22 protein-coding genes are annotated in these 20,603 nt (G+C 73.2%); 10 read left to right on the top strand and 12 right to left on the bottom strand.

Annotation, left to right across the window (positions count from 1 at the left end; genetic code table 11):
* The coding region (locus tag ACPOLA_RS15815; protein ID WP_435771451.1) for a hypothetical protein at positions 1-193 on the bottom strand (193 nt) is incomplete at its 3' end.
* Between the two features lie 213 nt (positions 194-406).
* Here ACPOLA_RS15815 and ACPOLA_RS15810 point away from each other — a divergent pair.
* On the top strand, positions 407-1,867 hold the full coding sequence (locus tag ACPOLA_RS15810; protein ID WP_435771450.1) for a WS/DGAT/MGAT family O-acyltransferase: 1,461 nt from the start codon (positions 407-409) through the stop codon (positions 1,865-1,867).
* 22 nt (positions 1,868-1,889) lie between these two features.
* Here the strand turns inward: ACPOLA_RS15810 and ACPOLA_RS15805 are convergent, their stop codons facing one another.
* Entirely contained in the window at positions 1,890-3,083 is a 1,194-nt protein-coding gene (locus ACPOLA_RS15805) for a site-specific DNA-methyltransferase (RefSeq protein WP_435771448.1), read from the bottom strand.
* 38 nt (positions 3,084-3,121) lie between these two features.
* Between ACPOLA_RS15805 and ACPOLA_RS15800 the strand changes: the two genes are divergently transcribed.
* Positions 3,122-3,715: a mismatch-specific DNA-glycosylase gene (locus ACPOLA_RS15800; RefSeq protein WP_435771447.1), complete on the top strand. Its 594-nt coding sequence runs from the start codon at positions 3,122-3,124 to the stop codon at positions 3,713-3,715.
* On the opposite strand, the gene ACPOLA_RS15795 is transcribed toward ACPOLA_RS15800, so the two are convergent.
* Positions 3,679-4,353, bottom strand: coding sequence for a class I SAM-dependent methyltransferase (locus tag ACPOLA_RS15795; protein WP_435771446.1), 675 nt, complete (start codon positions 4,351-4,353; stop codon positions 3,679-3,681). The genes ACPOLA_RS15800 and ACPOLA_RS15795 overlap by 37 nt on opposite strands.
* 30 nt (positions 4,354-4,383) lie before the next feature.
* Here ACPOLA_RS15795 and ACPOLA_RS15790 point away from each other — a divergent pair, with 30 nt between their 5' ends.
* Both ACPOLA_RS15790 and ACPOLA_RS15785 read left to right on the top strand, forming a co-directional pair.
* On the top strand, positions 4,384-4,854 hold the full coding sequence (locus ACPOLA_RS15790; RefSeq protein ID WP_435771445.1) for a (deoxy)nucleoside triphosphate pyrophosphohydrolase: 471 nt from the start codon (positions 4,384-4,386) through the stop codon (positions 4,852-4,854).
* A gap of 44 nt (positions 4,855-4,898) precedes the next feature.
* Positions 4,899-5,360, top strand: a complete 462-nt coding sequence (locus ACPOLA_RS15785) for an HNH endonuclease (RefSeq protein WP_435771443.1) — start codon at positions 4,899-4,901, stop codon at positions 5,358-5,360.
* Between the two features lie 21 nt (positions 5,361-5,381).
* Here ACPOLA_RS15785 and ACPOLA_RS15780 read toward each other — a convergent pair whose 3' ends face one another.
* Positions 5,382-5,963: a hemerythrin domain-containing protein gene (locus ACPOLA_RS15780; RefSeq protein WP_435771441.1), complete on the bottom strand. Its 582-nt coding sequence runs from the start codon at positions 5,961-5,963 to the stop codon at positions 5,382-5,384.
* Between the two features lie 136 nt (positions 5,964-6,099).
* Positions 6,100-6,654: a hemerythrin domain-containing protein gene (locus tag ACPOLA_RS15775; RefSeq protein WP_435771439.1), complete on the bottom strand. Its 555-nt coding sequence runs from the start codon at positions 6,652-6,654 to the stop codon at positions 6,100-6,102.
* Between the two features lie 158 nt (positions 6,655-6,812).
* On the opposite strand from ACPOLA_RS15775, the gene ACPOLA_RS15770 reads away from it, so the two are divergent.
* The 3 genes from ACPOLA_RS15770 to ACPOLA_RS15760 are packed head-to-tail and all read left to right on the top strand — an operon-like array spanning position 6,813 to position 10,294.
* On the top strand, positions 6,813-9,125 hold the full coding sequence (locus ACPOLA_RS15770) for a putative bifunctional diguanylate cyclase/phosphodiesterase (RefSeq protein WP_435771438.1): 2,313 nt from the start codon (positions 6,813-6,815) through the stop codon (positions 9,123-9,125).
* A 59-nt stretch (positions 9,126-9,184) separates the two neighbouring features.
* Positions 9,185-9,559 carry a DUF427 domain-containing protein gene (locus ACPOLA_RS15765; protein ID WP_435771436.1) on the top strand — a complete coding sequence of 125 codons (375 nt, stop codon included), beginning with the start codon at positions 9,185-9,187 and terminating at the stop codon, positions 9,557-9,559.
* 60 nt (positions 9,560-9,619) lie between these two features.
* On the top strand, positions 9,620-10,294 hold the full coding sequence (locus ACPOLA_RS15760) for a hypothetical protein (protein WP_435771435.1): 675 nt from the start codon (positions 9,620-9,622) through the stop codon (positions 10,292-10,294).
* A 4-nt stretch (positions 10,295-10,298) separates the two neighbouring features.
* On the opposite strand, the gene ACPOLA_RS15755 is transcribed toward ACPOLA_RS15760, so the two are convergent.
* Entirely contained in the window at positions 10,299-10,727 is a 429-nt protein-coding gene (locus ACPOLA_RS15755) for a MarR family winged helix-turn-helix transcriptional regulator (protein ID WP_435771433.1), read from the bottom strand.
* A gap of 93 nt (positions 10,728-10,820) precedes the next feature.
* Between ACPOLA_RS15755 and ACPOLA_RS15750 the strand changes: the two genes are divergently transcribed.
* Positions 10,821-12,284 (top strand): MFS transporter, encoded by a 1,464-nt coding sequence (locus ACPOLA_RS15750; RefSeq protein WP_435771432.1) that lies wholly within the window; start codon positions 10,821-10,823, stop codon positions 12,282-12,284.
* Positions 12,285-12,392: 108 nt separating this feature from the next.
* Here the strand turns inward: ACPOLA_RS15750 and ACPOLA_RS15745 are convergent, their stop codons facing one another.
* Both ACPOLA_RS15745 and ACPOLA_RS15740 read right to left on the bottom strand, forming a co-directional pair.
* Positions 12,393-13,367, bottom strand: a complete 975-nt coding sequence (locus ACPOLA_RS15745; RefSeq protein WP_435771430.1) for an ERCC4 domain-containing protein — start codon at positions 13,365-13,367, stop codon at positions 12,393-12,395.
* Positions 13,368-13,428: 61 nt separating this feature from the next.
* Positions 13,429-13,845: a hypothetical protein gene (locus ACPOLA_RS15740; RefSeq protein WP_435771428.1), complete on the bottom strand. Its 417-nt coding sequence runs from the start codon at positions 13,843-13,845 to the stop codon at positions 13,429-13,431.
* Between the two features lie 111 nt (positions 13,846-13,956).
* Here ACPOLA_RS15740 and ACPOLA_RS15735 point away from each other — a divergent pair, with 111 nt between their 5' ends.
* Together ACPOLA_RS15735 and ACPOLA_RS15730 are read left to right on the top strand one after the other, a co-directional pair.
* Positions 13,957-14,790 (top strand): alpha/beta hydrolase, encoded by an 834-nt coding sequence (locus tag ACPOLA_RS15735; RefSeq protein WP_435771427.1) that lies wholly within the window; start codon positions 13,957-13,959, stop codon positions 14,788-14,790.
* Positions 14,791-14,846: 56 nt separating this feature from the next.
* Positions 14,847-16,043, top strand: a complete 1,197-nt coding sequence (locus ACPOLA_RS15730) for a PP2C family protein-serine/threonine phosphatase (RefSeq protein WP_435771425.1) — start codon at positions 14,847-14,849, stop codon at positions 16,041-16,043.
* Here ACPOLA_RS15730 and ACPOLA_RS15725 read toward each other — a convergent pair.
* The 4 genes from ACPOLA_RS15725 to ACPOLA_RS15710 form a co-directional block, all read right to left on the bottom strand.
* On the bottom strand, positions 16,033-17,331 hold the full coding sequence (locus tag ACPOLA_RS15725; RefSeq protein ID WP_435771423.1) for a PAS domain S-box protein: 1,299 nt from the start codon (positions 17,329-17,331) through the stop codon (positions 16,033-16,035). The genes ACPOLA_RS15730 and ACPOLA_RS15725 overlap by 11 nt on opposite strands.
* 148 nt (positions 17,332-17,479) lie before the next feature.
* Positions 17,480-18,079 carry a hypothetical protein gene (locus tag ACPOLA_RS15720; RefSeq protein ID WP_435771422.1) on the bottom strand — a complete coding sequence of 200 codons (600 nt, stop codon included), beginning with the start codon at positions 18,077-18,079 and terminating at the stop codon, positions 17,480-17,482.
* A gap of 91 nt (positions 18,080-18,170) precedes the next feature.
* Positions 18,171-18,632: a hypothetical protein gene (locus tag ACPOLA_RS15715; protein ID WP_435771420.1), complete on the bottom strand. Its 462-nt coding sequence runs from the start codon at positions 18,630-18,632 to the stop codon at positions 18,171-18,173.
* Between the two features lie 73 nt (positions 18,633-18,705).
* Positions 18,706-20,364 carry a nuclease-related domain-containing DEAD/DEAH box helicase gene (locus ACPOLA_RS15710; RefSeq protein WP_435771418.1) on the bottom strand — a complete coding sequence of 553 codons (1,659 nt, stop codon included), beginning with the start codon at positions 20,362-20,364 and terminating at the stop codon, positions 18,706-18,708.
* Positions 20,365-20,603 lie beyond the last annotated feature (239 nt).

The following is a 20,603-nucleotide window of genomic DNA, read 5'->3' as shown; positions in this document are numbered from 1 at the left end:
CCGGCGGCGGGCTCTGCGGCGGCGGCGCGGCCGGCGGGGGTGCAGCCGGCGGCGGTGCGACCGGGCGCACCTCGGTCGGCTGCGCCCGGCCGGCCATCCGTCGCCGCTCCTCGGTCCACGCGGTGCCGTCCCAGCGGCGCTCCCAGCCGTCGCCGTCGGGGTACCACCCCGGAGGTGTGGAGAAGTCGCTCACGGCCGAGTCCTTTCCGCAGCGCCGTCGCGCCCCATGCACGATCGGTGGCTCACGGGCCACCGCGACCGTACCCAAGGCGGTCGCTGGCGGCACACACCGGTGCCCTGCCCACCTGGGTGGGTCCGAAACCCGACGCGCCGGCGAACCTGAGACGTCCTTGTGACGGCGGTCACGACGCGGGAGGATCGACCACCCGCGCAGAAAGGTGCTCCCGTGGTCTCTCTCCCGAGCCTGGTCGACCCGACCGCCACCGCGTTCCTGATGGCGGAGAGCCGCAGCCAGCCGATGCACGTGGGCGCCCTGCAGCTCTTCGAGAACCCCGCCGACGGGGGCCCGGACTTCACCCGCCGGATGTACGAGTCGATGCTGGCCACCGAGCGGATCGCGCCGCTGTTCCTCAAGCACCCGCACCGGTCGGTGCGGAGCGGCGGCGTGCCGACCTGGCGGCACGACGGCCAGTTCGACATCGAGCACCACGTCCGGCACAGCGCCCTCCCCCAGCCCGGCCGCGTCCGGGAGCTGCTCGAGCTGTGCGGGCGACTGCACTCGACGCGGCTGCCGTGGGAGCGGCCGCTGTGGGAGATGCACGTGATCGAGGGGCTCGCCGACGGGCGGGTCGCGCTCTACACCAAGGTGCACCACGCGCTGGTCGACGGCATCTCGGCGATGCGGCTGCTGGCCAGCGTGCTCACCACCGATCCCGAGCGCCGCAACATGCCGGCGCCGTTCGCCGAGGGCGCCGCCCGGCGCAAGCCGCCCTCCGACGCCGAGCACGGCGGGTCGCTCCCCAGCACGGCCGTCGAGGCCGTCAACACCGCGGCCAAGACGCTGGCCGACCTGCCCTCCGACGCGCTGCGTACGGCGCTCGGTGTCAGCGCCGAGGCGGCCGGGATGCCGCTCGCCCTGGTCCGCACCCTCCGCAAGGGGCTGCGCAACGAGACGTCCGCGGTGTCGCTGGCCGCGCCGCGCACAATCTTCAACCAGTCGATCACCGGCTCTCGGCGGTTCGCCGCGCAGGACTGGCCCGTCGAGCGGATGCGCGCGATCGGGAAGGCCACCGGCACCACGATCAACGACGTCGTGCTCGCCATGTGCAGCGGCGCGATGCGCACCTACCTCGACGAGCTCGACGCGCTCCCGGACCAGTCGCTGGTCTCGATGGTGCCGGTCGGGCTGAAGGCCAAGGAGGCCGCGACGGCGTCCGACGAGGGGGGCAACGCCGTGGGGGCCGTGATGGTGCGGCTGGCCACCGACCTGCCCGACCCGGCCGACCGGCTGCGGGCCATCCACCGGTCGATGAAGGACGGCAAGGACGCGCTCTCGTCGATGACACCGGCCCAGATCGTCGCGATGAGCGCGGTCGGCATGGCGCCGTCGATCGTCGTACCGATGCTGAAGATGCAGGGCGTCGTGCGGCCGCCGTTCAACCTGATCATCAGCAACGTCCCGGGCCCGCGCACGCCCCACTACTGGAACGGCGCGCGGCTGGTCGGCAACTACCCGCTGTCGATCCCGATCAACGGCATGGCGCTCAACATCACCTGCGCCTCCTACGACGGCAAGATGGGCTTCGGCCTGACCGGGTGCCGCCGGACGGTCCCGCGGCTCCAGCGGCTGCTCACCTTCCTCGACGACGAGCTGGCCGCCCTGGAGAAGGCGGCGGGCGTCTCCTGACCACTCGGCGGCGTCGGCGCGGTCACAGCTCGCGGAAGCCGCCGCCGACCCGCTCGGCGACGGCCTGCAGCCGGGCGCGGGTGATCGCGGAGACCGACGCATAGCCCGCCAGCGCGGCGTTGCTGCCCGGACGGGTGGGCTCGGGCCAGTTCACCGACAGGCAGGTACGACGCCCGCCGTCGGCCGCGTTGGCCAGGGCCACGGCGTGGCCGGTCGTGCCGCTGCCGGCGAAGTAGTCCAGCACCCGGCAGTCCGACGGCATGGTGTCGAGGATGCGGCGCACCAGGCCGGTCGGCTTCGGCGACTCGAAGACGTGCCCGACCAGGTCCTTCAGCTCCGCCACCGCGGTGTCGGTGGAGCCGATCTCCTCGGCCAGCCAGATCGTGCGCAGCTTCTTGCGGCGCCCCCGGCCGTCGGCGCCGACGTCGAGCCAGTCACGCTGGAAGACGTCGACCCGCTCGCCGCCCGGGCCGCGGACCACCCGGCACTCGAGGTCACCCGGCCGGGCGTCGATCCGCGGACGCGACCAGCGCCAGACCGCCGGCGCCCCGTCACCGAAGACCGGCTTCACCTCGACGGCCCCGGGGAACGGCTCGGTCGCCACCCGGCCAGTCTCCGGGCACCCCCACACCGCGAAGTGCAGGGTCGGCGCGGTCACCGGGTTGAACTTCTTGTTCGTGTTGCGCAGCGGGAGCCGGCGGTAGCTGCGGCCGTCCGCGGCGACCAGGGGGAAGTCGGTGGCCACCACGGTGGTCGCCGACGACGCGTCGACCACACAGTGCGCGGCGTCCTTGGCGTAGGCGAGGACGTACTCGTGCGACGTGGCGAAGCCTCGCCCGAGCTGCCGGCCCTTCGGGTTGAGGTTCACCACCAGCTGCGCGAGGAGGTTGTCCTCCCCGAACACCTCGTCCATCAGCAGCCGCAGGTGGGCGACCTCGTGGTCGTCGATGCTGACGAAGATCGCCCCGGTGTCGGCGATCACCCGCCGCCCCGCCTCGAGCCGCGGACGCATGAACTCCAGCCAGGCCGCGTGCCGCCCCGCCGCACCCGCCCCGCGCTCACCGCGGAAGTCGTCGACGTAGGCGAAGTCGTTGCCGGTGTTGTACGGCGGGTCCAGGTAGACGAGGTCGAACGAGCAGTCGGGGAGGGTGGCGAGCACGGCGAGGTTGTCCCCCTCGGCGAAGGTGTTCCACGGTTCCTCCGGCTCGGCCGCCACCTCCTCATCCTCGCAGTCGACGTGGCAGGCTCGGTCGCGTGCCGACCGCGCCACGCCGTACCTTCACCCGAGCCGAGCTGGAGTCGTTCCGGGACGCCGAGGTGCCCGACCTGCTCCCCACGAAGCCCGAGCACACCCTGCGGCTGCTCTTCGTGGGCATCAACCCGGGCCTCTGGACCGCCGCCACGAGCACCCACTTCGCCCACCCCGGCAACCGCTTCTGGCCGGCCCTGCTGCTGGGCGGCGTGATCGACCGCCCGGTCGACCCAGCCGGCGGGATGACCGACGACGACCGCGACGCGGTGCGCGGGCGCGGGATCGGCATCACCAACCTCGCTCCGCGCGCGACCGCGAAGGCGTCCGAGCTGACCGCCGAGGAGCTGCGCGAGGGCGGCCTCCGGCTCACGGCGCTGGTCGAGCGGGAGCGGCCGACGGTGGTGGCCGTCGCCGGCATCACCGCCTACCGCACGGCGTTCGGCCTGCCCAAGGCGGTGCCCGGTCGACAACCCGACGGGCTCGCGGGCGCCGAGCTGTGGGTGGTGCCCAACCCGAGTGGGCTCAACGCCCACGAGACCGTCACGACGCTGGCGGAGGCCTACCGCCGCGTGGGCGAGGCCGCCGGCATCGTCTGACCCGCCGGCTCCGCGACCCCGACGACCAGCGGCGTGACCCGACCGGCACTGCCGGGCATCGGCAGGTGCTCGACCTCGGTCACCCGGAGCGGGGATCGTCGCAGCAGGGCGAGAAAGTCGCGGTTGGGGCGACAGCCGTCGGCGACCCGGCGCTGCACGGGCGTGGCCACCTCGTGCAGGACGCGGAGCAGGCCGGTGCCCCGGACGTGCTCGTGGAACAGGAACCGCCCGCCGGGCCGGAGCACCCGAGCGACCTCCGCGAGGGCCCGCTCGGGGTGGTCGAGGGAGCAGAAGACGAGCGCCGCGGCGACGGTGTCGAAGGAGTCGTCCGCGAACGGCAGGGCACCGGCGTCGCCGTCCTCGATCCGCCAGGCCCGGGCCCGGATCTGCGACGTACGACGCTGGAGCTGGGCCCGCAGCACGGGGTTGGGCTCCAGCATCACCAGCTCGGTGACGTCCGGCGGGTAGTGCGGGACCGAGAACCCGTTGCCCGTGCCGAGGTCGAGCGTCCGACCGCGCGCCCGGGACAGGTGCCGGCGGCGCAGCTCGGCCTGCCCCGCGCGCTCCGCCCGCTCCATCGCCGTCGGGTACCACCGCGCGAAGAGGCGCTGCCGGCGCGTTCCACGTCTCTCCGTCACAGCGTCCATCCAACACGACACACTGGACCGGTGCCCCCGCCGCCCGAGCTCCCGCGCACCGTGGTCGGCGCGGTGATCGTCCGCCCCCACCCCGCGGGCGGGCCCGGCGGCGGCGCCGGTCTGCAGGTGCTCGCGGCGCGGCGCACCCGCCCGGCGTCCCTGGCCGGGCGGTGGGAGTTCCCCGGCGGCAAGGTGGAGCCGGGCGAGGCGCCCGCCGATGCGCTCGTGCGCGAGCTCCGGGAGGAGCTCGCGGTCACCGTCGTCGTGGGTGCCGAGGTCTCCGACGCCGGCCGGCCGTGGCCGATCTCGGACGCCCTCGAGCTGCGGCTCTTCCTGGCGCGGGTGGTCGCCGGGGAGCCGACGGCGGGAGCCGACCACGACGAGGTGCGGTGGCTGTCCGCCCGCGAGCTGGGCGACGTGTCGTGGCTGGAGTCCGATGACCACGCACTGGGAGCCGTGGCGGAAGTGCTGGTCGGCGGCGACGCTTTCGGCGCACAATGAGGGCAGCCTGAGCTTCGGCCCCGTGCAGGGAGGAGGTGGTGGCCGTGACCTTCACCGCGGTCGCGCTGCTCAACGCCTCCTACGAGCCGCTCGGCACCGTCACCTTCCAGCACGCCGTCCGGATGCTGTGGCGCGAGGTGGCCACCGTCGAGGAGGCGCACCAGGCGCCGACCGGCGAGGTGCGGATGATCGGTCCCCACCCGTGGCCGAAGGTGATCCGGCTGGTCCGCTACGTCGCCGCCCAGTGGATGCACCGGCCCGCGGGCTTCACCCGCCGGTCGGTGCTGCTGCGCGACCGACACCGCTGCGCCTACTGCGACGGCCGGGCCACCACGGTCGACCACATCCTCCCCCAGTCGCGGGGCGGCGGCTGGTCGTGGCTCAACACGGTCGCCGCCTGCGAGCGCTGCAACAGGCGCAAGGGCAGCCGCACGCCCGCCGAGGCGGGGATGCGGCTGCGGGTCACGCCCTACGTCCCCACCCGGGCCCAGCTCGTCCGCTGCTGAGCCGAGCGCCGGTCCGGCGTCCTAACCCCGGACCGCCTTGATCGCGTCCTTCGCCCGGTCGCAGATCGACGCGAACGGCCCCATCACCAGCTGCCGAGCCGTGGAGCCGGCGGCGGTCGGGTGCGGGTGGGTGGGCGCCACCTTCTCGGCCGCACGGACCTGGAGACCCATCAGGCGCCGCGCCTCCTCGTTGAACGCGTCGAGCAGCACCGGGAACTCCTCGGCCTCCTCCGCCTCCGCGTGATGGAGCACGTCGTCCTCGAAGGCAGCCAGCAGGACGTCGAAGTCCCGGTCGCTGACGTCGGTCTCCTCCAGGGTCTTCAAGGCCGTGTTGGCGTCGGCCTCCTCCGCGTTGCGGGCGTCGGCGACCTCCTGCGCGCCACTGGCCGTGGTCATCGGCCGGACCACGAGCTCCTCGGCGGTCTCGTGCACGGCGAGCAGTGCCCGGAGCTCGTCGAAGAGCTGCTGCTTGCGGTCGCCGGCCGCGGCCTTCACCTCGGTGAACAGCTCGCGGATACGGACGTGCTGCTCCAGCAGGATCCGTACGACGTCGCCCTCGGGCAGCTCGGCCAGCCTCTGTCGCGTCTCGGACGCGGTGCCCATGCTCGCTCCTCCCTCGTGGGTGGTCGTGGCTACCCGGGCTCGCCGGGAAGCAGACGTCCACGGCCGACGGGCGTACGTCCGCGCAGGGCGAGCAGGAGCACCACGTCGCGGACCGAGCGCAGGGACAGGGCGGGCATCAGTCCTCCTCCCCGTCCAGGAGGCCGGCCTTCTGCGCCTCGTCGACGATGCGTCGTACGTTGGCGGTGCTGCCGCAGTTGTCGTCGACCAGCTCGTTGCGGCGGGCGGACCACTTCTCGCCGAGGTCGAGGCGGACCTTCTCGTCGACCTCCTCGCGCGCCGGCTTGAGGATGGTGAGCTCCTCCTCGGCGATGTGGTGGGCGATCAGGTTGCTCAGCCGCTCCACGGCGTCGGTGAAGGCCTCCGTGTCGGTGCCCTTCAGCTCGAGCACGGCCAGCAGCGCCTCGTTGCCCTCGGCGTGCTCCTCCTCGCCGTGGTGGACGTCGTGCTGGTCGACGTCGTCGCTCTTGCGGGCCAGGACCGGATAGACGAGCTCCTCCTCCGCCTCGCTGTGCGCGATCAGCACGTGCGCGAACGCCTTGCGCACGGCGTCGCGGTCGGCCGTCCCCTCGCGCAGCTGGGAGAGCAGCTTCTCCATCCGTCGGTGGTCGTCGGTGATCAGGTCGATGACGTCGCCAGACGTCGGCCGACCGAGGTCGATGCCGGTGGTCATGGCTGCGGAGGTACCCCGATCGTCCCCGTCCATCCGGGATGGCCCGGATGGGCCAGGCGGCCGGGCCGATCGGCCATGATGCGCCGGATCCGCGGCACCGCGTCGCTCCGGCCCCGATACTCGGAGGGATCCTGCCGGCTGCGACGAACGAAGCTTCCATGAGCGCCCTGCTTGACCGACTGCGCGCGTCGCGCAGCTGGTGGTTCGACCTGATCGTCTTCGGTGCCGGTCTGAGCGTGCTCGCGCACGCCCTGGTGGGCGCCCTGCGCGACGGGCTCGACGTCAACGCGGTGGTGCTGCTCGGCGTGCCGCTGATCGTGGTGATCGCGCGGTTCCCCGTCGTGATCGACGTCCGGGACGGCGGGGTGGAGGTCGGCTTCGACTCCTGCGTCCTGATGTTCCTGCTCTGCACCCTCGACGCGCACGACGCGGTCGTCGTGTGGTCCCTCGGAGTGATCCTGACCCAGCTGACGACCGGCAAGCGCCCGTGGTCGAAGGTGTTCAACATCGGTGTGGGCATCGTGGCCGGCAGCCTCGCCGCCGTCGCGTACGGCGTGGTGCGGGGCGAGGCGATGAGCGACCCGCGCGAGCTCGCCGCGGTCGGCGCCGCGGCAGCGGTCTACTTCGCGACCGACTTCGCCCTCTCCGCCTTCTCGGTCGCGATCCACGCCGCCACCGCCCTGCGCGACCAGCTGCTCCAGCCCGGGACCCTGCTCGTCCTGGGCTGCTTCGTGCCGTTCGACACGCTCGGCTACCTGGGTGCGCTCGTCCACCGGTCCACCGCGCCGTGGACGCTGATCCTGCTCGCCGTCCCGCTGGCCACGCTGCTGGTGGCGACCCGTGCCCTCACCCGCGGACGGGAGAACGCCCGCCGCCTCTCGGTGCTGTTCGAGGCCGCCGTGCGGGCCCAGACCCTCTCCGAGCGCGAGACCGTGGGGAGGGCGCTCCTGGAGGACGCCCGCAAGCTGCTGGGCTCGCAGCGTGTCGCGCTGCGGACCGCTCCGCCCGCCGACGGGGAGATCGGGGCGCAGGTCCACGACGGGGGCTCCCGGCTGTGGATCGTCGCGAAGGCCCTGGAGCGCGCGCGCTCCACCGTCGCCGCGGACGAGCAGGCGCTCAAGACCCTGGCGGCGGTCACCTCCGACGCGTTCGCCCGCCTGGCACTCACCGACGAGATGGTCCACGTGGCGCGCCACGACCCGCTGACCGACCTGCCCAACCGGGGCATCCTGCTCGACCGGGTCGACCACGCCCTGGCCCGCGCCCGGCGGTGCGACGGCGAGGTGGCGCTGCTGTTCGTCGACCTGGACGGCTTCAAGCCGGTCAACGACCGGTTCGGCCACGGCGCGGGCGACGAGGTCCTGGTGGAGCTGGCCGACCGGCTGCGTGGCTGTGTCAGGGAGGCGGACACCGTGGCCCGGCTCGGTGGCGACGAGTTCGCGATCCTCTTCGAGGAAGCCGAGCCGGCCGCCGTGGAGGCGGTCTGCGAACGGGTGCTCGCGGCGGTGCGGCAGGGCGCCACGGTCGCCGGCCAGCCGGTGCCGCTCAGCGCCAGCGCTGGCATCGCCTACGCCGGCAGGCACGATGACGGCGCCGACCTGCTCGGCAAGGCCGATCTCGCCATGTACGCCGCCAAGGCCTCCGGCAAGGACCGCCTGGTGCCCTACGAGGACGCGATCGGGGCCTCCCGCCTCGAGCGGCTGCTGATGGTGGAGGACCTGCGCCGAGCGATCGCCGATCACGAGATCGACGTGGTCTACCAGCCGGTGGTGGCGACCGACACCCGCCGGATCATCGGCGTCGAGGCGCTGGCCCGGTGGAACCGGGGCGGGGTCGCGGTGCCGCCCGACCTGTTCATCGGCGTGGCCGAGGACGCGGGCCTGATCATCGACCTCGGGGCGCTGGTGCTCGCCAGGGCGACGGCCGACGCGGCGCTGCTCAGGAACACCGTCCCCGGACCGGTCACCGTGGGCGTCAACGTCTCCGCGCAGGAGCTGGGCGACCCCGCCTACGTCGACCGGGTGCGCCAGGCGACCCACGCGCTGGACGGCGCGGACCTCGTCCTGGAGATCACCGAGCGCGAGGGGATCGACATGGGCCCGGAGCTCCTCGCGTCGATGCACGCCATCGCCGACCTCGGCGTGGCGTTCGCGATCGACGACTTCGGCGTGGGCTTCTCGACGATCAGCTACCTGACCGACCTTCCCGTCCGGATCCTGAAGGCCGACGGGTCGCTGGCGCAGGCGATCGACTCCGACGACCGCGCAAGCGCCCTGCTCGGCTCGGTCACCACCATGGGTCGGGCCCTCGGCCTGGACGTCGTGGTCGAGGGGATCGAGCGGGAGTCGCAGCTGGCCGCGATCGGCAGCGCGCCCGGTCTCTACGCGCAGGGCTACCTGCTGCACCGTCCGATGCCGCTGGAGCAGCTGCAGCAGACGCTCGAGCGGGAGCGGGCGAGCGCCGCGGCCTGAGCAGGGCCGGCGCGGGACCGCGCTACCGCCGGGGCCGCCGTCGGGGCTACGGTCGGGACATGGCCAGACCCATCCTCGCGCCGGGTCCCGACCACCCGATCACGGTGACCCCGCACGCGGGCCACGTGCGGGTGCGCGCCGGTGACCGGACCGTCGCCGAGACCGACCGCGCACTCGAGCTGCGCGAGGCGTCGTACCCACCGGTGCTCTACGTGCCCCGTGAGGACGCCGACGTGGCGGCCCTCGAGCCGAGCGGGACGCAGAGCTACTGCCCCTACAAGGGCGACGCGTCCTACTACCACGTCCGCACCGCCGACGGCACCGTCGCCGACGCGGTCTGGTCCTACGAGCGGCCGCACGACGCGGTGCCGGAGATCGCCGGCCACCTGGCCTTCTACCCCGACCGGGTGCAGGTCACGACCGACGGCGGGTAGGTCGCCGGCAGGCACGGCCGCGGTCTGCGTCGAGCGGCGGGCGAGATAGCGTCGACCCCGATGGAGACCAACGCCGTGCCCGAGCCCGCCGAGCCCCCCGCGAGCCCCGCGTCCGTCGAGGACCCCGAGGAGCCCGCCGACCCCTTCGCCGAGGTCGTCGAGGCCCTCCACTCCGAGCAGTACGACGTCGAGCGCCCGCTGCCCGGCGTGCTCCACGTGACCGGCCGGTTCTCCAACCCGGAGCGGATCGCGCTCCGCGCAGCCGCCCGGGCCGGCGACCGGCCGATCGGCGTGTGGGCGACCAGCCACCGCGGCGACTGGGTCCTGGTCTGCTGGGACCGCCCGGAGCTGGTCACCATCACCCAGCGTGGCGAGACCCCTCAGCGCTGGCGGCACCGCCGGCTGCCCGACCGGCTCAAGCCCGACGCCCAGACCTTCCTCGAGGGCGCGTCCTCGCCGTTCGACATCGTCACCCGGCCCAAGCACCAGCCGACCGACGCCGCACGCGCGATCCTCGACCGCTTCGGGATCACCGAGCCGCACCCGCCGGGCTGGGTGCCGCCGGTGGTCGAGGCCCCGCCACCGGTGGAGTCGGTGGTCCCCACCGCGAAGCCCAAGCGCCCGGCTGCGCCCCGGAAGCCGAAGGCCGAGCCGAAGCCGGAGCCGGTGACGGCGATCTGCCCCACCTGTTTCATGGCGCTGCCCGCCACCGGCGTGTGCGACAGCTGCGGCTGACGCCTCAGGCGCAGCCCGTGCCCTCGTCCCAGGTGCGGGCGAGCACGTCGCGGTGGGTCGGCAGCGCCTCGTCGTGGACCCGGCGGCCAGCGTCGGTGAGGCAGACGAACACGCTGCGCCGGTCCTCCATGCAGGCCGTACGGCGTACCAGGCCCTCCCGCTCGAGCCGGGCGACGGCCCGCGAGAGCGCGCTCTGGCTCAGGTGGATGTCCTGGGCGAGCTGGGCCATCCGGTAGTCCGGGCACTGGGCGTCGACAAGCCGGTCGAGGGTCTCGAACTCGCTGAGCCCGATGCCGTGGTCGGCCTGGAGCGCGTTCTCGAGCGCGCAGCTGACCGCGGCGTGCCGGCCGAGCAGCTCCCGCCAGGCGGTCACCAGGCCCGGGTCCGCGGCGCGTGGCGCTCGCGGCGGACTGGTGGCTGAGGGTTTCGGCACGACGCAAGCCTAGCCGCTCTCGTGATTCCATGCAAACGCATTATTTGCTCTTGCATTGAATGCACGCGCATGGAATCCTCGGGTGCCATGTCCGTGACCACTCCCCCCTCCCCCACCAGCGAGCTCCGCTGGACCGCACGCACCTGGGGCCTGCTGATGACCCTGTGCATCGTGCTCTTCCTCGACGGGCTCGACGTCTCGATGATCGGCGTCGCGCTGCCGTCCATCGGCGCCGAGCTCGACCTCTCCACCTCGTCCCTGCAGTGGCTGATCAGCGGCTACGTGCTCGGGTACGGCGGTCTGCTGCTCGTCGGCGGACGCACCGCCGACCTGTTCGGACGCCGGCGGGTGTTCCTGATCGCGCTCGCCGTGTTCGCCGTGGCGTCGCTGCTCGGTGGCCTGGTGAGCTCCGGCCCGCTGCTGATCGCGACCCGCTTCATCAAGGGCCTCGCCGCCGCCTTCACCGCACCCACCGGGCTGTCCATCATCACGACGAACTTCGCCGAAGGGCCCGCCCGCAACAAGGCCCTGTCGATCTACACGGTCTTCGGTGCCGGCGGCTACTCCTCCGGCCTGCTGTTCGGCGGCCTGATGACCGGCGTCGGCTGGCGCTGGACCTTCCTGCTGCCGGTGCCGATCGCGCTGCTGGCCCTCGTGGCGGCGTACTTCCTGGTGCCGCGGGACCGGCCCGCCGAGGAGGGCGGGCACGACCTGCTCGGGGCGCTGACGTCGGGCGGGGCGATGCTCCTGCTCGTCTACACGGTCGTCACCGCCCCGGAGGTCGGCTGGGGCTCGGCCCGGACGGTCGGCTCCTTCGTCGGCGTGGCCGCCCTGCTGGCCGCGTTCGTGGCGGTGGAGAGCAGGATCGCGCACCCGTTGATCCGGCTCGGCATCCTGCGCAAGGCCACCCTGGTGCGCGCGAGCATCGCGATCGTCGCCGTCGGCGGCTCCTACTTCAGCTGGCAGTTCATCGTGACGCTGTTCCTGCAGGACGACCTCGGCTGGACGCCTCTCGAGCTGGCGCTCGCGCTGCTGCCGATCGGCCTGATGGTGACGCTGTCGGCCGTGTTCTCCGACAAGCTGGTCGGCCGGTTCGGCACCGGACGGATCATCGCGGTGACGATGACCGTCATGGCCGTCGGCTACCTGCTGTTCGTGCTGCGGCTGGACACCAGCCCGTCGTACCTCGGGGCGCTGCTGCCGGCGCTGGTGCTGATCGGGGCCGGCTGGATCGGGTTCCCCGCCATCAACATCCAGGCCACCAGCGGCATCGACGACGACGAGCAGGGCCTCGCTGCCGGCGTCCTCCAGACCTCGATGCAGGTCGGCGCCGCGATCGTGCTGGCCGTGACCACCGCGGTGATCGCCTCCGGCGCGGAAGGCGCCAGCACCCCTGCCGAGGTGCTCGACGGCTACCAGCCCGGGCTGGTCTTCGCGACGGTGGTGTGCGCGGTCGGCGCGCTGGTCGCCGTGGCGGGCCTGCTGTGGGACCGGCCCGCCGACGAGCCCGAGATCGACGCGGGCGAGATGGAGCCGGAGCTGGCCGGCGCCGCCTGAGGCCGCCGCGGGCCCGGCACCGCTCGCCTCGGGCCCGGCGGATGACGAGCCCGCACCCGGCTCCCCCTCCGGGTGCGGGCTCCGAGGCGCTCGTGGGTCGCGGCTCGATCAGTCGCCACCGCGGTGAGCGGCCGCCCAGGCCGCCCGCACTGCGGCCGGCACCCTCCCCTTGCTCGACACCGCGTAGCCGTTGGCGACCGCCCACGCCCGGACCTCGGCCGGAGCAGGGTCCCGCGCCGGCAGCGGCGCCGCGGCCGGCAGCTCTCCGACCAGCTGCTCGCCGTGGTGGTCCAGCTCGTCGGCGGCCAACGCGGCAGCGAGGAACCGGTAGGTCCACTCCTGGGCCAGCTTGCGGGTCTCGCAGTACGTCACGGGGACGTTCGGGAACGCGACCTGCAGCTCGGCCAGCCCGTCGGCGATGACGGACGTCCGCACGACGCGGTGGTCGAGCACCCTGCTGTAGCGCTCCTCGACGACGACCGCCGCCCGCGGCAGCGCCGCGAGCTCGGTGAGCTGGAACCTGAGCTTGCCGGAGGTGAGCGAGCCGACCAGGTCCTCGACGCTCTTGCGCTCGACCGCCGCGACGAGGCGATCACCGGCGAGCACGCCGTAGTCGCCGGCCGGGAGCCGCTGGCGACGGGTCGTGGCCTGCTGGGCGGAGAACGACCACGCGTACCGCTCCCCCGAGTCCACCACGATCTCCAGATCGGCGACGCCGCTGGCCCGGGCCGTGGGTACGGCGACCCGCGGCCGGGCCTGCTTCGCGGTGCGCGAGGACTGCCAGAAGATCACCTGCCGGTCGCCCCGGACGACGGTGCTGACGAACTGGGAGCGGTTCTCCCGCCCGCGGTCGAGAACGAGGTCGATCGCCGCGCCGCGTCGTACACACGAACGGACGGGCACCCGCTCGACGATCTCGGCGTCCACCGGCCACTCCTCGGAGCGGTGGCAGTAGACCTTGGCCGTGCGCGGCCACGTCTCCCGCGCCTTGAGCACGATGCCGTCGCCGAGCGGAATCCGCAGCAGGAAGGGGAGCGAGGATCCGGGGTCCGGGTTGCGCGCGATGACGAAGTCGTCGGGCATGGCCCGATTGTGGCACCTCCCGCGGCCTCGACGGCCGCCGTGACGAGCGCCGCGGCGCCCCTCAGCCGGCGGCGGCCAGGTCGTCGGGAGCGACCACGCGCAGCCGGTGGTCGTTCGCCACGTGCACCGGCCAGCCGCCCGGCGCGGTCAGGCCGCGGGCCCACGCCAGGTCACCGGGCGTCAGCCGGGGGCCTCCCGGGCGGGCGTAGAGGTGGGCGAAGGCCTCCGGACGGGCGTCGAGCTCACGGGCGAAGTCGAGCACGGCCTCCGCGTCGGCGGCCGTGGGGTGCTCCGGCACGCCCTCGGTCTTCACGAGGTGGAGGCATCGTCCCTCGGCGAGCAGCATCATCCACAGCTGCGGGGCGGCGAACCCGAGCTGTCCCATCAACGCGCGCCAGGCGAGCTCGAGGGAGATCTGGTCGGTGATCAGCGGCATCTGCCCGGGCGGCAACGGCCGCGGGCTGCGGTGGTCGGTCATCGCCCCAGCGTGCGACAGGTCGCCCCACCCGCGCGTGCGTCGTCCACAGGGCCCTGCCGCCACCCTGTTGCGGGGTGCACCGGGCGCGGGCCAGCATGGAGGATGGCCCCAGTGGCAGGCAGACGGCTCCGGCGCGGCCTCCTGGTCCTCCTGCTCCTCCTCGGGACGGTGATCGCCTTGCTGTGGGCCTTCCAGCGCCAGCTCATCTACTACCCCGACGCGACGTCCGTGCCGCCCGCGGCAGACGTGATCGACGGCGCGCGCGACGTCACGCTGCACACCGCCGACGGCCTGGAGCTCGGCGCCTGGTTCGTCCCGGCCGCCTCCGGCGAGGACACCGGTACGGCGGTCCTCCTCGCGCCGGGCAACGGCGGCAACCGGGCGAGCCGCGCGGGGCTCGCGGAGCAGCTGAGCCGCCGTGGGCTCGCCGTGCTGCTGATGGACTACCGCGGCTACGGCGGCAACCCGGGGCGCCCCAGCGAGGCCGGCCTGGCGGCCGACGCCGACGCCGCGGTGGCGGCGCTGGACGAGCTCGGCTACCCCCTGGACCGCACGATCTACCTCGGGGAGTCGCTGGGCACCGGCGTCGTGGCCGCGCTCCAGGAGCGACACCCGCCGGCGGGGATCGTGCTGCGCTCGCCGTTCACCGAGCTGGCCGCGGTGGGAGCCCACCACTACCCGTGGCTGCCGGTCCGCCTCCTGCTCCGGGACCGCTTCCCCGTGGTGGAGCACCTCCGCGGCAGCGACGTGCCGCTCGTGGTGATCTACGGCGACCGGGACACCGTGGTGCCCACCCGGCTCAGCGCCCGGGTCGCCGACGAGGTCCGCTCCCTCGTCGAGCGGGTCGTCGTGGAGGGGGCCGACCACAACGACCCGGTGATGTTCGGGCCGATCGTGGCCGAGGCCGTCGTACGCCTGGCGGAGGAGGTGGCGAACGGTCGCTGAGCCCGCGGGCGTCCCCGCGCGCGAGCTCGACCGGGCTTCGGGCTACGGTTGCTCCGGTGACCGACGCTGCCCGCGAGATGCTGACCGGACTGCTGAAGGCGGTGCGGCTGAGCGTGCCCGACGACGTGGCCGCCACGCTCGCCGAGAACGCCCGGTCGCTCGGTGCGGAGGACCTGACCATCTACCTGGCGGACCAGGAGCAGTACCTCCTGGTGCCGGTGCCGACGGCGGCCACCGAAGCGCCCGAGCCGCTGCAGGTCGACGCCACGCTCGCCGGCCGCTGCTACCGGCAGACCCACCTGCAGGAGGCGGACGGCGGCCGGGAGGTGTGGGTGCCCCTGCTGGACGGGCTGGAGCGCCTGGGCGTCCTGCGACTCGGGTTCGGCGACCCGGCGCACCGCGTCGACGACGAGCTGCTGCACGCCTTCGCCGCAGTGGTCTCCGAGATCCTGATGGTGAAGAACCACTACGGCGACCTGCTGACGCTGGTGCGGCGCCGCCAGCCGATGTCGCTCGCCGGCGAGATCGCCTGGAACCTGATGCCGCCGCTGACGTTCGGCACCGACCGGGTGGTCATCTCCTGCATGCTCGCGCCGGCGTACGACGTCGGCGGGGACAGCTTCGACTACGCCGTCGACGACACGCGGGCCCGCCTCGCCGTCTTCGACGCCATGGGCCACGGGCTCGAGGCCGGTCTGCTGGCGACGGTGGCGATCGCCGCCTACCGCCACGCCCGCCGCACCGGTCTTGACCTCGCCGGGACCGTCACCGCGATCGACACCGCCGTCGCCGAGACCTTCGGGGGTGACCAGTTCGTCACCGGCCTGGTCACCGAGCTCGAGCTGGCCACCGGTCGGCTCACCTGGCACAGCGCCGGCCACCCCGCTCCTCTGCTGCTGCGCGGCACCCGGGTGATCGGCCCGATGCACGCCGACCCGGGGGTGCCGCTCGGGCTCGGTGCCGTGCACGGCGAGCCGCGGCGGCTCTCGTCGGAGTCGCTGGAGCCCGGCGACCGGGTGCTGCTCTACAGCGACGGCGTCGTCGAGGCGCGGGACGCAGCGGGCGACTTCTTCGGCACCGAGCGGCTCGCCGACCTCGTGGCGCGGGAGGCCGGCGCCGGTCAGTCGGCGCCGGAGACGATGCGCCGGCTGATGCACGCCATCCTCGACCACCAGGAGGGGGCGCTGCAGGACGACGCCACCACCATGCTGCTGGAGTGGCAGACCGGCGGCAAGGAGCGGGTCACGCCCTGAGCTCACCGACGAACATCTGCTCGCCGCCCGACGTCTGATCCGCCCGCACGGTCAGCTCCACCTCCGTCTCCGTCCCGTCGCGCCGGAGGACGGGCACGGTCACCGGCCGGTCGAGCAGCGTGCTGCGTCCCATGCTGAGGTGCAGGGTGAAGCCGGCGAGGTGCGCCTGGTGGAACCGAGGCGGAATGATCGCGAGCAGCCGTTGGCCGACGAGCTCGTCCGCGTCGTCGTAGCCGAGAAGGTCGAGCGCGGGGCGGCTCACCGCAACGATGCCGTTCCACGCGTCGGTGGCCACGAGTGGACGGCCCGAGTTCGCGACCACGCCGAAGTCCGGGGCGGTCGTGAGCGCCTCCGGCGGCGTCGGCCCCGGGGTGGACCATGGGGTGGCCGGCTCCCCGGCGGCCTGCCGGGTCACCTCGCCGCACATCCAGTGCCGCAGGGCCCGCATCTCCGGCTGGATCGGGGGGGTCAGGAACCGGCCGGCGCTGGCGAGCTGCCAGGCGGCCTCCATGGTCTGGTCGAGCAGCGCGAAGTGGGGCACCGCCGTCCGCGGCACCGCGAGCAGCACCTCGTCCTGCGTGACGAGCGGCTCGATCGCGTCGGCGAGCAGCTCCTCGGGGCGGTCGCCCAGCCTCGGCGCCGGAACGCCCTCGACGAGCAGCGCCATCGCCTCCTGGGCGGCAGCGTGGGCCTCGATCGTGTCGACGGCGTCGACGTCGTCGAGCGTGAACAGGAGGTACTCCCGCAGCACCGACTCCGCGTGCTGGCTCCAGGCCGAGTGCAGCAGGAGCGGCACGTTCCGCAGTGTCACGGTCACCGTGTCGTCCGGCGCCGCGACGCCGTTCACCCTCTCGGCCGACGCCGGCTCGGCGACCTCCCGCCGCTCGCCCTGGTCGGCCCCTGCCGGTCCGAGCTCGAACCAGACGGTCTTGCCGTCGTGGGTCGGGTCCACCCCCCACCGGTCGCCCAGCGCGTCGAGCAGCTGCAGTCCGCGGCCGGTGCCGGCCATGGCGGCGTAGTCGCGTCGTACGGGCAGGTGCGCGGCGCCGTCGGACACCTCCACCCGCAGCGTCGCGCCCTGCACCGACACAGCGAGGTCGATCGGCGTCCCGGCGTGGACGAGCGCGTTGGTGACCACCTCGCTGACCAGCAGCTGCGCGTCGTCGAGCAGCGGCTCGTGCGCCGGCTCGCTCAGCGCCTCCCGGAGCAGGGCACGCGCCTGACCGACGCTGGACGGGTGGGCGGGGAAGCGGCGCCGCGCCGCGACGCCAGGTGCGGTACCGGCCATCGGGCCCCCCAGGTCTCGAACGCGCCAGCTCGAGCTGACACCGACTACCGCCCCATCGGCAGGTCGCTTCCATGCTATCCGCATGGACGTGCGGCGCGGCCGCACGGACGAGGCGCAGGAGCGTCACTTCGTCCTCCTGCAGGACCGATCAGGTCACACCCTTCATGGCCAGGAGCGCCTTCATCCGACCGACGGCCTCGTCGTCGTGCATCCAGTCCGACACCTCGAAGTCCCCGATCCGAAGCGTCGGAGCCCAACCGTGCATCCCGGGGAGCAGATCGGCGAGGGCGTCGCGAAACGCGCGCTGCAGGTGGCGCCCGCCCTCCGCTGGGAACAGTGGCGGACATGGACGGCCGAAGCCGCCGCCTCGGAGCCTCGTGGCGGCGGCGGAGCGAGCGCTCCACTCACCCCGATCGAAGGCCGTCTCGACCTCGGACGGGTAGAGCCGCAGCGTCCGCGCCCTCGGCGGCGTGAAGTGCTGCACCTCGTCCACTTCGACGATCCGGGGAATCCCTGTGGAGATGCTGGTCAGGACAGCGTCGATGCTGCGTCGCTCGCGCGGCGGCATCTCGTCCGGCAGGGTTGCTCTGGTGAGGTCGGTGTAGATGGCCCTAACGACCTCCCATCTGTCCCCGCACTCGACCGGCCCAGGCCTCTTCAACCAGGCGGGAGCCACCTCGCGCTCGAGGGTGGTTCCGAGCGCCTGCTCGACCAGATCGAGGACCCGGTTCTGGACCTGCCTCGCCACTACTCGTCACCGATCCCGCGGAGGTTGGCCTCGACGAGCGGCACCGAGCGTTCCTCGTTCATCGCACCCTCCTCATCGTCGGCTCTTCTCGCTAGTAGACAACGCCGTGCCAGGTCGAGGCGCAGCCCTGACAGGTGTCATCGGAGAACCGGTGCTCCGGCGCGGTCGCTTCGCGGCAGTACCTGCAGTACCGGAATGACCGCCGGCGTGCCGTCAGGACCCGCTTCACGACAGCGGGCGCCAGCTGCTCGAGCTCGTCGACGCGGAGGTACTGCTGCTCTCGGGCGTGGTAGTCGAGCTCGTGGACGCCGCGGCGGACCGCGGTCGGCAGGCCGATGAACACACCGTGGTGGAACACGCGCAACATCAGCTGCACCGGATCTCCCGCGATGTGCCACGGCGTTGTCAGGCAGTCCTCGCCACCCGACGGGTCGGAGTCGTAGTCGTGCCACGGCTCGGTCGGGCTCCGCCTCCACATCGCACCGAAGAGCTCGACGAACTCCGCCGTGGAGATCCCGAGGACGTCGGCGAGATGCTCGCTCTCGTCGATCACCGGCTGCATCGTGCTCCCCTTCCGGCCCGCACCTCGCGAGCCCGACCAGGGTGCGGCGGCGCTCCGACAGAACTCAGTCGATCCCGAGTGCTCGCGCGACCGCGGGCCCGCCGACGCGTCGTACGACGTCAGCGTCACCGACGACCACCAGCTCGTCGGTGGCGCGCGACATGCCGACGTAGAGTCGCTCGCGGACGCGGTCCCGCGAGCCGTCCTCGTTGATGCACAGCACGACGGCTGGCCGTTCGAGTCCCTTGCAGCCGAGCACGTGGCCGTAGAAGACCTCCTCGCCGTCGAAGTAGGTCGACCAGTAGCCGGCCTGCCCCAGCTCCTTCGTCTGGTCGACCTGGACGAAGTGGCGGTGGCCGGTGGTGATGAGCGCGACCTGGCCTGGATCCCAGCCGCGCTCGTCGAGCAGGCGCACCACCTCGTCGTCGGCGACGTCGGCCGCGTCGTCAGGCGACGCCTCGACGAAACGCACGGTCGGCCCTTCGCCACCACGGGCATACATCCGCGACGGCGCAAGCGGGCTGAAGGACTCGAAGACCTGCTTCGTGTTGCGCAGGCAGTGGTCGAGCACCAGCGGCACGAGCTGTACCGGCGGGCGACCGAACCGCCCGAAGATCCGCTGGTTCTCGTCGGAGAAGACGTAGAGCCCGCCCTCCTCCTCGTCGCGCAGGGCCTTGAGCACCGGCGTCCACCACGACTCGGCGAAGTCCTGTGCCTCGTCGATCACGACCGCGTCGTACTTCTTGCCGTCCGGGAGCTCGTCCGCGAGGCCGGCCATGAGACGCGGGAGCCGCTCCTCCCAGAACTCGCTGTCCTCGCGCTTGCCCTCCGGCGCTCCCCACTCCCGCCCGAGGTCCTCCCACGTGCCGACGAACGCCGGCCGGTGCTTGCGCGGCCACGTCGCGACCTGCCGCTTGAAGTGCTCGGCCAGCCCGATCGAGTAGCAGAGCAGCGCAGTTCGCCTCCGCGGCCTGCCCTCGACCCCGTGGGTCAGCTCGCGGGCCTGCTGCAGCGCCAGCACCGTCTTGCCGCTCCCGGCGCCGCCGCGGACCTCCACGCGGTCGAGGAGGCGGGTGACCTTGAGGATGAGGGCCTGCTGCTCGGTGAGCCGGTTGGCCTCTGCGGCCCGCTCGGCCGCCTCGGCGTTCACGTCGTACGTCCCCGGCCGCAGCGGCCCGGTGAGGATCTCCCGGATCGCCTCGACGTCGTCGGCGTCCATCGTCCGCTGGCCGGCGTCGCCCCTCCACGCGTTCTCCCGGACGCGGGTGGCGAAGTACTCGATGTCGCCCTTGTCGTGCAGCGCCCACCGCGGCAGCTCCGGCACCGTGAAGTCGTCCTCGAAGGACGAGTACGGCGTCACGACGCCATGCGCCCATGCGACCCGCCCGCGGCTACCCCAACGGGGGTCATGCTCGACGTACGACCGAAGGGCGTACTTCGCGTCCCGCGCCTGGTCGACCGGCTGGATCCACCTCGTCTCGCCGGCGGCCTTCTGGCACCAGCCCTGCTCGTACCAGACGGACCCGCCCTTCACCTCGAGCACGAGAACGCCGTAGCCGGGCATGAGGACGACGACGTCGGCCTCGTAGTCCTTGTCCTCGTTGGTCAGCCGCAGGCTCGCCAGTAGGACGTCGTCCGGGCCGAGCTGGTCGCGAAGGCGCTGCCAGACCTCGTGCTCGGAGGCCGTCACGAAGCTCGGCGACTCGGGGATGCAAGTGACCACGGCGCGATGCTCGCAGGTGCGTTCGGCTGCTCGCAGCCGTTCCGTCTGCGTCTGGCGTTTTCGGAGATCGCCGGATTCCGTCGGCTCGTCCGAGCATGCTCGGCTCATGGACCCCCTCGAGCCTCGGCCCACCGAAGGCACGCCGCCAGCTCCGCCCCCGCCACCAGCTCCGCCCCCGTCAGCCCCTGAGGCCGGGCCTCCTCGCGTGCTGGTAGCGACGGTTCCGACTGCGGGCGCTG

This window comes from Nocardioides proteolyticus, assembly GCF_051280635.3.
Taxonomy (GTDB): domain Bacteria; phylum Actinomycetota; class Actinomycetes; order Propionibacteriales; family Nocardioidaceae; genus Nocardioides.
This window is presented reverse-complemented; position numbering and strand designations above follow the sequence as displayed.

What these genes read in the sequence shown, in the direction of transcription:
- ACPOLA_RS15725 (WP_435771423.1), bottom strand. Translation starts at nt 17,331, where the DNA reads ATGGCCGGTACCGCACCTGGCGTCGCGGCGCGGCGCCGCTTCCCCGCC.
- ACPOLA_RS15740 (WP_435771428.1), bottom strand. Translation starts at nt 13,845, where the DNA reads ATGACCGACCACCGCAGCCCGCGGCCGTTGCCGCCCGGGCAGATGCCG.
- ACPOLA_RS15780 (WP_435771441.1), bottom strand. Translation starts at nt 5,963, where the DNA reads ATGGGCACCGCGTCCGAGACGCGACAGAGGCTGGCCGAGCTGCCCGAG.
- ACPOLA_RS15765 (WP_435771436.1), top strand. Translation starts at nt 9,185, where the DNA reads ATGGCCAGACCCATCCTCGCGCCGGGTCCCGACCACCCGATCACGGTG.
- ACPOLA_RS15770 (WP_435771438.1), top strand. Translation starts at nt 6,813, where the DNA reads ATGAGCGCCCTGCTTGACCGACTGCGCGCGTCGCGCAGCTGGTGGTTC.
- ACPOLA_RS15745 (WP_435771430.1), bottom strand. Translation starts at nt 13,367, where the DNA reads ATGCCCGACGACTTCGTCATCGCGCGCAACCCGGACCCCGGATCCTCG.
- ACPOLA_RS15775 (WP_435771439.1), bottom strand. Translation starts at nt 6,654, where the DNA reads ATGACCACCGGCATCGACCTCGGTCGGCCGACGTCTGGCGACGTCATC.
- ACPOLA_RS15760 (WP_435771435.1), top strand. Translation starts at nt 9,620, where the DNA reads ATGGAGACCAACGCCGTGCCCGAGCCCGCCGAGCCCCCCGCGAGCCCC.